This window comes from Variovorax sp. GW823-FHT04F07, from assembly GCF_058795995.1.
The window spans coordinates 486,688-497,205 of record NZ_JBXAIG010000005.1 but is presented as its reverse complement, the minus strand read 5'-3'; the positions used below and the strand labels follow the sequence as shown (position 1 = coordinate 497,205).

Genomic DNA, 10,518 nt, shown 5'->3' with positions numbered 1-10,518 from the left:
GCACCGAGCTCGATGCGATCGATGCCACCCGAGTCGACGATCGTGTCCGAACCATCGCCGCGCCCAAAGCGGTAGACGTCTGCCGAGGTGGCGCTGTTGTCGGTCAGCGTGTCGTTGCCTGTACCACCGATGTAGATGTCATCGCCTGCTTCCGCGGCCAACACGTCATTGCCCGCGCCGCCGTCCAGAATATCGTCACCGGCTCCCGCGCTGAAGCTATTTTGGCCGGCGTCGCCGAGATACATGTCGCCTGCGGCCGTCCCTGCGGTCGTCGAGCCAGCGTATACGTTCAGATTCACAAGGTCGGCGAGCAGCTGGGAGCCGACAGGCAATGCATCAATCCACGTGCGCAAGAGACCCAACCCATCGAACCCGGCCATTTGCAAGCTGGGCAAGGCGTACCTGTTGAGCTCGATCAAATCGATCAACGCCCCCCGTGCATCAACAGCTCTGTTGCCCTCTAGCTTGGCTGCCAGCGCGGCGCCACCAAGAGTGACCCCTTCGCTCTCAGTGAACGCGACCTCAATACTGAACAAGTACGGCTTGAGTCTTGTCTGCGTGACCAGCGTGCCGTAGATACTTTCCTTCAATGCCTCATAGCTTTGCTGGAGCAGCGCGAGTTGGGCCGCGGGCGGACGTAACGTGAATTTGGGCCCGCCAACTGTGCCCCCGCCTCCGCCTCCACCTTGGACCATGGTCATCCCGGCCGTTGCGGGGCGGGTGCCATCGGCTACCCGATAGAACCTCTCTCCATTGAATGCCTCCAGAACCGAGACAAGCTTTCGATAGGCCTGCTCAGTCAGGCCCTCTGGCAGCCCAAGTATCTCGACCGTGCCACCGAGGCTGTCTTCCAGGCTGCTCCAGAATGTCGAACTCTTGGCCCATTCCGTGATCAGGTCATCAAGTTGCGAGCGTTGCCCCTCCCGGGTTGAAGTGAGCGAGAAGCTTGTGAGAGCTTGGGCCACATCGATATCCAAGCTTACCGCTTCAGACAAGTCGCGCACCATGCCCGCCCCCCGCATTTGAGGCAACGCCATCGCAGCAGGAGTCAGGGGTATGTGGTCTGTGAATTCTCGATGGAAGTTATTGCTCCCGAGATCAACCGCGCCCGCGGAGAGGCTGACCGAACCAACGGCATGCTCTTCTCCATTGCGGGTGAAGCTCGCGCTCTGCGCAATCAAGTTGCCGTTGACGATGGTCCCAGCCTGGCTGCCTCCAGTCGCATTTGTTGCGCTTCCTACGACCCCGATGCGACTGATGCCGATCTCATCCAGGGTAAAGAGTTCGCCCGCATCGGAGATGCCATCTTGGTCGAGATCACGCCACACCTTGACTTGATTCCAGCCGATGTCTACGGCAGTGAAGCTCCCATCGGAATTGCTGTCGAGGTCGGCCAACGCATCGAACGCGTTGGCCGCCTTTTGCCCATTGGACTTGACGGTGTCCACGCCGAAGAGCTCTCGGCCGCTAGTAATGGCGCCGTCCCCATTCACATCGCGGACAAGAATCCCGTCCCCAGAGCCAATCCAGCCAGTTCCGGTGCGAATTCCATCGCCATCGTGATCAAAAAGAAATGAACCGTCCGCGCGCTTGAGATCCAAACCGTCGCCATTCAAATCCAGCATCAACGGGTCTAAACTAGGAAGGAAGCCAAGGGCATCACGAAAAAACCGATTCGTTGCATCACCAAGCCCCCCCAGGCCGCTATCAAATGGCTTATATCTTGGATCGTCCGTATACGGATTTTTCCCACCTGGCCAAGGCATGCCCGTGAATGGATCTCCGTCTAAATATGGTTTTCCTGCATCGATGCTTGCGCTCAAATTATCGAGAAATTCTTGAATATGCTCTCTGTTGTTGTAGGCAAAAACAACAAGCCCTGTAATTGCCCAGGCTCCCAAAACAACACCAGAAATTGGAGCTCCGGCCACCACTGCTATGCCTACAGCCACATCTCCGACCATTTTCCCCAGAGCAGCATAATCACCACTGTCAAGCGTTCCATTTTCTTTCTTCTCCCCCATCGCAGCCATTTGCGCCAAATAATTTGGATTGCCAAGGGCGATGTCTGCAAAGGCTTTAGCACCAGGGCCATAGAGAACCCCCATTGCATTCCCAATGGCAAATCTGGCTGCACTGATAGCACCTGAAAAATCACTTGCGGACATTATCTTCCTTACATGAGAATTGAAAGAATCAAACCCAATATGCTCAAAATGACAAGCCAAACCCGAATTCCACCAATCAAATCAAATTTCGAAGCCATTTGATCGAAAAATTTATTCTTCTCCCTTTTCCCCCTCCACCAACAATCGAAATCCTCCTTTCGTCGATAGGAGGCCGCCAAGAATATTTCAAAAAATGCAGAGCAGAAAAATAAAATCAGAAAAAATATGAAATAAAAGATTTTCACTTTTAGGCGGAGGTAAATATGAATATCGGATCGACCCCAGAAGCGGTGATACTCATCACCGTTCCCGCATGCTTTCGCTCCCGGCCCTTTGAATCGGGCTGAGCAGGAACTCAATAACTCTTCGCTTGCCTGTTTTGATCTCCGCCGTGAGATTCATCCCTGGAGACAGCTTGATCGGCTTGCCATCCACGTCGATGGTTGTGGCGCCCAAGCTCAGCGTCACCGGGAAGATCGCCCCACGCTTCTCGTCATTGACCGCATCCGCTGTCACCGTCTTCACGGTGGCGTTGACCGTGCCATAGCGCGTGTACGAAAAGGTCTCCAACTTGATCGTGGCTTCCTGCGTTGGGCTCACGAAGCCAATGTCCTTGTTATCTAGCGTCACCTCGGCAGTGACCTGCGCGCCGTCGGGCACGATCACCATGAGCGGTTGCGCCTCCGTGACCACACCGCCTTCCGTGTGCGTTGCCAACTGCTGCACCGTGCCTGCCACCGGCGCCTTGAGCGTCGTCAGCCGCTCGCGCTGACCGGCCTTGGCCAGGTCCTGCGTGCCCTGCTGTCGCTTGAGCTCGGCCGCGGCTTCACGCGTTCTCAGGCTGTGCTTGGTCTCGGCGATGTAGGCCGCCCGTGTGTTCTCGCTTTCGTGCAGCGTCGCATTGGCCTCCGCCAGCCTCGCGCGCTGCGTTGCCAGGTCACGCTCCAGCTCGATACGCTCCCGGGTGCGGTCCTGGTTCGCATGACTGGACATGAAACCCTGCTTGGCCAGTTGCTGGAAGTCGGCCTCTCTCTGCTTGGCAATCGGTACCGTCGTCTCCAGCTTGGCGACCATCTCGCGCACAGTGGCGATCTCGGCTTGCCGACGAGCGATCTCAGCGGTTGCCTTGGCCAGCTTGGCGGTGATGTCGCTCCACTCGTCGCTCAGTTGCGCCTTCGCGGCATCTGCATCGACAGCCGTCCATCCAGAGGGGATGTCCTTGCTCAGTTCGGGTGAACGTACGGTTATCGGCACATTGAGCGCCAGCAAGAGTGCCCTTGTGCGCAGCACTTCGGACTGCATCGACTTCAACTGCTCGTCGATGCTAGTCTTGTCGGCATTGGCTGTGGTGGGATCGAGTTCGACCAGTGCCTGTCCTGCCTCCACATGGTCCCCGTCCCGCACCAACACCCGCTTGACCACGCTCACTTCCAGCGGCTGGATGATCTTGGTGCGCTCGCTCACGATGATCTTGCCGGGCGCCACTGCCACGATGTCGACTTGCCCAAAGATGGACCAGGTCAAGGCGATGAGGAACAGCGCTATCAGTGCATAGGCCAGCCGCCGGGGTGCAGGATGAACGGGCGTGTCCTGCAGACTGAGGGCTGCCGGCAAGAAGGCGGCTTCATCGGTAAGGCGCTTCGGCCCAGCCAGTTCGTGCCGATGCTTCCAGGCGGCCTTGAAGATGGCGCTGTAGCGCCCCAGCAATTCGAAGACCGGATGACGCATGTCCCGCGAGTCTCGTACATGGGGCGCATTGGCCGCAGGAGCGGTGGTGGAAACTTCCGGCGTCATACGGTTGCCCCCGATCCAGCACCTTCGGTCGGATGCCCACCGCCCTGCATGTTCCACAGGTGGGCATAGATGCCCTTGGGCCGGCGCAGCAGGCTCTCGTGCGTGCCGCCTTCGACGATCTTCCCCTTGTCCATCACGATGATGCGATTGGCATGCCGCACGGCGCTCAAGCGGTGGGCAATGATGAAGACGGTGCGCCCCTTGCAGATGTGGGCCATGTTGCGTTGCACGATGGCTTCGCTCTCGTAGTCCAGTGCACTGGTGGCTTCGTCGAAGATCAGGATGCGCGGGTGCGTGAACAGGGCTCGGGCAATGGCGATGCGCTGGCGCTGCCCACCAGAGAGGCTCGCCCCTTGCTCGCCGACCATGGTGTCGTAGCCCTCTGGCAATTCGCTGATGAACTCGTGGGCGCCTGCCAACTGGGCCGCATGAATCACGGCGTCGAGTGGCGCGGCGGGATCGACGATGGCGATGTTCTCGCGCACGCTGCGATTGAAGAGTGTGTTCTCCTGCAGCACCACACCAACTTGTCTTCTGAGCTGCGCCGCATCGATCAGGCTGATGTCGATGCCATCGACCAACAACCGCCCCTGCTCGGGCGTGTACAGCCGCTGGATCAGTTTGGTGAGCGTACTCTTGCCGGAGCCCGAGCGCCCCACGATGCCAATGACTTCTCCGGAGCGCACGTCCAGGCTGACGCCATTGAGCACGGGCGCAGCTTCGGGCCGATAGCGGAAGGTCAGGCCATCCAGTGTCACGCGGCCCTTGAGGGCTGGGAGTTGGGCTGCCGTGCTCGGAGGTACTTCGGTGCGGGTGTTGAGGATGTCGCCAAGCCGGGCCATGGAGATGCCGGTCTGCTGGAAGTCGGTCCACAACTGCGCCATGCGCATGATGGGTTGCGACACGCGCTGGGCGAACATGTTGAAGGCAACGAACTGGCCGACCGTGAGGTCGTTGTTCATCACGAGGTGTGCGCCGTACCAGAGGGTGGCGGCGTTGACGAGCTTGCCGATGAGGTTGACCCCTTCGTGCGCCCAGCTCGCGAGGTTCTGCGTTCTGAAGCTGGCCGAGATGTAGGCGGCGAGCTGGTTGTCCCAGCGGCGCCCGAAAGCGGGCTCGAGCGCGGTGGCCTTCACGGTCTGGATGGCACTGACCGTCTCCACCAACATGGCTTGGTTCTCGGCGCCGCGCGCGAACTTCTCGTCCAGGCGGCGGCGCAGGATGGGCACCACCGCCAGGCTCAGGCCGAAGTACAGCGGCATGCTCACAAGCACGATCAGCGTCAGGGGCACGCTGTAGAACAGCATGACGGCCACGAAGACGATGGAAAAGACGACGTCCAGGAGCACCGTCAGCGCATTGCCGGTCAGGAAGCTGCGGATGTTCTCAAGCTCGCGCACACGGGCGACGGAATCGCCGACGCGCCTTGCCTGGAAGTAGGCCAGCGGCAGTTGCACGAGATGGCGGAATAGCCGTGCGCCGAGCTCGACGTCGATGCGGTTCGTCGTGTGGCTGAAGACGTAACTGCGCAGGCCGTTCAGAAGCGACTCGAAGACGACGACCACCAGCAGGCCGATGACGAGCACGTCCAGTGTGGTCATGCCGCGATGCACCAGCACCTTGTCCATCACGACCTGGAAGAACAGCGGGCTGACCAGCGCGAAGAGCTGGAGGATAAAGGAGATGAAGAGCACCTCGCCCAGCAGCTTGCGATGTTTGACGAGGCTGGGAATGAACCAGGAGAAGTCGAACTTGGCCAGTTCGCCTGCAAGGCTGGCGCGACTGGTGATAAGGATGAGTTCCCCGGTCCAGTGCGCGGCGAAGACGTCTAGGGGTTCGATGACGGGGCGCGCTGTTTGTGCGGTAGGGTCTTGCAGCAGCACGCGCTGGGCGTCGCATTGAGCAAGGATGACGAAGCGCTCGCTGCCATCCTCTGCTCGAAGTACCGCCAGAGCGGGCAACGGTGTCAGGGACAGGCGATCAGGTGTGGTGCGGGAAGACTTGGCCTTGAGGCCCAGGTGCTTGGCCGCGCGCAGCAGCGTGGCGGTATCGATCGGCTCGGAGGGCGTCAGGCCCAGTTGATGCGAAAGCAGTAACGTATCGGCTGCGATCTGGTGGAAGCGCGCGACAGTGCACAAAGCGACAAGGGAAGGGTTCGCAACGCCCCCGGCTTCAGGGGCGCTTTGCGGCGGCGCGCCAACCTCTCCGTGCTGTGATACAGCAACTGTCTCCCCCACGCCCATTCGAGGCCTCGTCGAATAGTAATTGAAACATTAAGATACTTTGATTTCAGCAATTCGACAATTGCAACAAAGTAATTCATACATATTAAAAGCACCAAGGGAGTAATTGAAAAGTTTTCATTCCTTCCGATCTTCGACCCTGGATTTCCATTGAATACTGACCCATCCGATTTGTGAGCCAGAAGGCCTCACGAATAAGTGTTTGATGCTCTCCTTTCAGGTTGGGTGTGTGGATTTGTCGCCGACCCAGCCGACGCTGAAAAAACCTGACAATCATGACCTTCGTTGATCAGTTGCAGCACTATTTCGCCATTCCTATTGCATTGTGTGGCAGCGTCCTCCTCATCGGATACTCGGGACGGATGCTTGCTAGTCGTCATTCCTCAGACGTCCGCATTGTTTGGTACCTGTTCTCGTTGACCGTGACAGTCACCTTCATGATCGCCTGGTGGGCCGGTAGTGCAGGTGCTATCGATGCATCTGGCAGTTTTAGGGGGACGGCTGGCACGATGCTCCTCAAGCTACTCAAGAGCACGTTGGATATAAAAACTGCCTTCGTCGTCTATGGCTGCGTGGTGGGATTGGTCGTCATCCCACAGTTCGCAAGCTGGGCGCTCAGTGGTGTGTTGCATGGATGTGCTTCAGCGCCGATCTTCATCGGACCGGCCTTTCGATTTCTCTTTTGGAGCGTCGTCAAGTCGTTGGTCGTCGTAGCAGGAGTCATCCTTCCCACAAGCGTGTACGGCTGGTTCGCGGGCTGGGATGGAATGAATGCCATCCAGCTTATGGATCACGCGTTCATAGCACTGACATCGCTCGTCCTGGCCTTCGCCATGCTCTGTGTCTATCGTGACGTATACGAGGCTCTGGCACCCGTCGGCAAGTCAAGTCCGAACGATGCAGGACTTCGACGAATAGTTCTCAGGATCAATACTTGGATGAGCCGTCGGATCATTTCCCCCGAAGTTCCTACGCCGTAAGAACACTACTAGGTGATGAAGGCATCATTTCTGATGCCGTCGTTGGGGAAAACGAGACGTTGGGAACTCTCTGCTAGATACTGAGGCTGTGGGTCCCCGTCTATGACGGATAGGTGCGCTGCGGCAGTGTTAGTTCCACCGTTCGACGACGCTTCTCATGAGAATTGGCCCACAAGGGATATTCTCCTGGATGTGCCCGACGGTACTGGCCCCTCGCCTTCGCCGCAGGCGAGGCACCAAGCGTCACACGCTAGCCGCAATGAACGATAAGTGAGATTTGAAATGCTCCCTATCGCGACTCGATTGGCGTCAGCCCTGCACGCACCCGGAGTTCGTTGAACTCCGCCAAGACAGCGGCCTGGACTTTGTCCCTCGATGTCGAACTCGTGTCGTAGAAGATGGTATGAGTGATTGCCGGCCGTGCATCAAAGGTTGCGACGGCATACACCAGCCAGCTCTCATAGCCAGCGGGAGGGCTCAGATCGAGCTCATCGGGTGTCGGCTCATCATCGACATTTTCCATAGGGTCTCTCCTGAAATTGGAACCTGCATTTTTTTCGTTGGCCCACGCGCTAGAAAAGCGCCCGCTGAGCGAGCAATGCATGCTTCGAGGCCATCTTTGATGTTGGTGGGTTGGCTAGAAGTCCGCGCAGCATTGACTGAGCTAGGCTCTGATCCGCCGGCATGACCGTCCGGGAGTCCGAGATATCTCCCAAGAGATCCATCAACACTGAAGGCCGGTGCTTACGCAGGCGCAATGACTCTTGACGAGCCACCTTTGCTCCAAACGCGACGACCAAAGCGACCGTCTGTCGATCCTTACACAGCAAACCACGCTCACGATACTGAACTGGGAGATCTTGGTCGTATGCGGCCGCTGTCGCGAGCGCGTATGCAACACGCATTACGCCATCCAGCGAGATCCCTCTAAACAATGCAGCAAGAATCATGGCCTCTTCACTGCCCTTCGATTCGCTGTCGATCGAGACTTGGAAGCTAGACTCAAAGTCCTCCATCCATTGGTCCACCAAGCTTGCCATCGTCCGTTCCCCAGGGGTAGCTGCCACCGGAACATCGCCATCCCACAGATAGCCGCAACGGCAACCACTCACCGACGGACGATTCCACGACAACGCGCGTCCGCAAACGGGGCAACGCTCGAGCAATGCACATCCATGTCGCGAGCAGGCCACCACCAACGAAAAATCCCAAGCCACCCGGCAGTAGCCCAACTCCTGCAGACACATCGGGCACACCCTGGGATGGGATCGGTTGAGAAAATAGCACCGCCCCATCGTATGTCCCGCGTAGCGGGATCCCAGCTCACGCCGGCCCTCACGTAGATGCTCTAGCGCCAGCGTCAGCCGCGGGAGGCTGGCTCCGAAATACTCCGCAAGGGCAGGTGCATCCGCGGCTGTTAGCACCGCAGCCGCATGCTTCCTTCCCAGCCACTGCATTAGTCGGCCGATGCCATCCAGCCCGTTACTGCATGCCATGCGCAATGCATAACCTTGGCCCGATTCGCCAGCCCGAATCTCATCCTGGAATGGCAGGCCGCAAGCGCCGCCCTCGAATCCGTATAGCTGACGCCTCATGGAGCCACCCCACCGCCGCGCTCTGATGAGGTGGAGCGGAAAATTTCTCGTGACTGGCCCCTTCCGTCAGCGCCAGTTTTTCTGACCTCCCCGCACGGCGGGCCCTCGAGACGGTGACGTTTCGACCGGCTCAAGAGGTGCCGTAGACGACTTCGTGCATCGAGCAAATTGCTGATCTCACATCCGACGGCGACGTCAGAACGAACCTGAGAGCCGGTCAGCAGTCGCGTCAAATTGATCCGAAGAGCCTTCTGATGCGCTCCCCCTCGGCTATGTCTAGATGGCGTGACTTCATGCAATGGAGCCCTGCACACGTCGCACTCCGCTAAAGTGAACGCCTTCCCGGAACGACCACAGGCGACCAAACGTGTTCGATCAAACCACGCCAGCGCTCCACAGGTCGGGCAACGCGATCGAAGTTGCGTCCGATGTACCCAGCATTCGCTCACCGCACCAAGCCGCCAATGCCAGCGAAAATAGGGAAGCTTGTCACTTTGCAGGCAGCATCCACACCAACGAGAGTAGGGTCGACCCCGCTCTCTCAACAACAACCGGTCATTGGACTTGGCCAGCAGCTTTTCCAGCAGCTGCAAGGACGCCAGATGGCTGGCCTCTTTGAGGCCCGCCAGCATGCAAATACGTGACCAACTCGCCTGCGAAAATGGGCCGTCCCAATCCCGGCTTGGCGGGTTCAGCTCCAGCACATTTGCAAGCCTGACCATGCTGTACTGGTGTGCGCAGGCAATTCTCTGAATCCACGACGCGCAACTTTCTTGCGGCAACGGACTGGGTGCGGCCAGCAGATGATGAGCCAGGTCAGTGTTCAGCTCGATAGTCATGCGCCTCCCCGCCCTTGAGTTCTGAACGGATTGTTCTGCGCGCCGACCTGCCCACGGGCGTCGACGAAACCTCTGGCAAGTGACTCCATCGTCACGATGCGATTGGCCTGCGTCATTGCGTGCATGCAGGCATAGGTAAGCACGGACTTGAGCGACCGCATGTTCCCACCTGTAGCCAAGTGAAGCGGCCGGCAGGCAGCCGAGTTGACAACACTCAGGTCCACAGATTTCACTGCGGAGGCGAATCCAGCAAGTAGCTGTCGCCACGAGTCATCGAACTGGAATGGATGGATCACGAAATTGGCCGATGCCCGATTGGTGAATTGAGGATTGACAATCGTCAGTCGTTCCAGGGCGCGCGTCCCAGCGCAGATCACCGGAAAATTGTGCGCATCCATGCGCACCTTGAGCCAATCAGTTACTGAGCGAGCGGTGATGTCCTTGTTGCCCTCACAAACGTGCTGCATCTCGTCGATCAGCATCCCCCATGGTCGGCGGCGCTCCAGTCCAGTATTGACCAAGTGATTCATGGTCACGAGGTTCGGACGCGAAGGCAACGCAGGGTATCCCAAGGCCAGCATCGAGGCAGCCGCAATGCCGAGGGTATCCACTGCACTGTCCAAAGCCAGGCGGAGGCAGCCATATTCTCCGGATTCCGCACCTCGGCTGACCAAGGCACGTCGCACGAGTTCAAGAAGAAGCGTCTTTCCCATCCCTGGATCAGCTTGGATGAGAATTCCACCCGGCATGCGTAGTGAACGCATCGTTTCGGCCAGATCCAGACAAGCATCTCGGATTTGGCGAAACACTGCGTGGTCCACTACGGTATCCAGAACTTGCTGGCCGACCTGAAGCACTTCAGGGCTTCGTCGCCCAGAAAAATCAGCTGCACTCATGAT

At 58.5% G+C, this 10,518-nt stretch carries 8 protein-coding genes and 1 pseudogene; 1 reads left to right on the top strand and 8 read right to left on the bottom strand.

Annotation, left to right across the window (positions count from 1 at the left end; translation table 11 throughout):
- The 3 genes from AC1RAA_RS24125 to AC1RAA_RS24115 form a co-directional block, all read right to left on the bottom strand.
- A partial coding sequence (locus AC1RAA_RS24125) for an SPM autocatalytic domain-containing protein (RefSeq protein WP_492732075.1) occupies positions 1–2,168 on the bottom strand: 2,168 nt, incomplete at its 3' end.
- A 300-nt stretch (positions 2,169–2,468) separates the two neighbouring features.
- A complete protein-coding gene (locus AC1RAA_RS24120; RefSeq protein ID WP_492732077.1) occupies positions 2,469–3,896 on the bottom strand; it encodes an HlyD family type I secretion periplasmic adaptor subunit in 1,428 nt (475 codons plus the stop codon).
- Positions 3,897–3,958: 62 nt separating this feature from the next.
- Positions 3,959–6,205: a type I secretion system permease/ATPase gene (locus AC1RAA_RS24115; protein ID WP_492732079.1), complete on the bottom strand. Its 2,247-nt coding sequence runs from the start codon at positions 6,203–6,205 to the stop codon at positions 3,959–3,961.
- A 275-nt stretch (positions 6,206–6,480) separates the two neighbouring features.
- On the opposite strand from AC1RAA_RS24115, the gene AC1RAA_RS24110 reads away from it, so the two are divergent.
- The gene (locus tag AC1RAA_RS24110) at positions 6,481–7,185 is read left to right on the top strand and encodes a hypothetical protein (RefSeq protein ID WP_492732081.1); all 705 of its coding nucleotides are present in this window, start codon (positions 6,481–6,483) and stop codon (positions 7,183–7,185) included.
- Between the two features lie 289 nt (positions 7,186–7,474).
- Here the strand turns inward: AC1RAA_RS24110 and AC1RAA_RS24105 are convergent, their stop codons facing one another.
- The 5 genes and pseudogenes from AC1RAA_RS24105 to AC1RAA_RS24085 all read right to left on the bottom strand — a co-directional run bounded on the left by AC1RAA_RS24105 (position 7,475) and on the right by AC1RAA_RS24085 (position 10,515).
- Complete coding sequence (locus tag AC1RAA_RS24105) at positions 7,475–7,708, bottom strand: hypothetical protein (protein ID WP_492732083.1); 234 nt, start codon at positions 7,706–7,708, stop codon at positions 7,475–7,477.
- Between the two features lie 49 nt (positions 7,709–7,757).
- A complete protein-coding gene (locus AC1RAA_RS24100) occupies positions 7,758–8,225 on the bottom strand; it encodes a hypothetical protein (protein ID WP_492732254.1) in 468 nt (155 codons plus the stop codon).
- Positions 8,226–8,360: 135 nt separating this feature from the next.
- Positions 8,361–8,780, bottom strand: a pseudogene (locus tag AC1RAA_RS24095) (TniQ family protein); the annotation flags it as partial.
- Positions 8,777–9,619 (bottom strand): TniQ family protein, encoded by an 843-nt coding sequence (locus AC1RAA_RS24090; protein WP_492732085.1) that lies wholly within the window; start codon positions 9,617–9,619, stop codon positions 8,777–8,779. The pseudogene AC1RAA_RS24095 and the gene AC1RAA_RS24090, both read right to left, overlap by 4 nt.
- On the bottom strand, positions 9,616–10,515 hold the full coding sequence (locus tag AC1RAA_RS24085) for a TniB family NTP-binding protein (protein WP_492732087.1): 900 nt from the start codon (positions 10,513–10,515) through the stop codon (positions 9,616–9,618). Before AC1RAA_RS24085 ends, AC1RAA_RS24090 begins: the two co-directional genes overlap by 4 nt.
- Between the last annotated feature and the right edge of the window lie 3 nt (positions 10,516–10,518).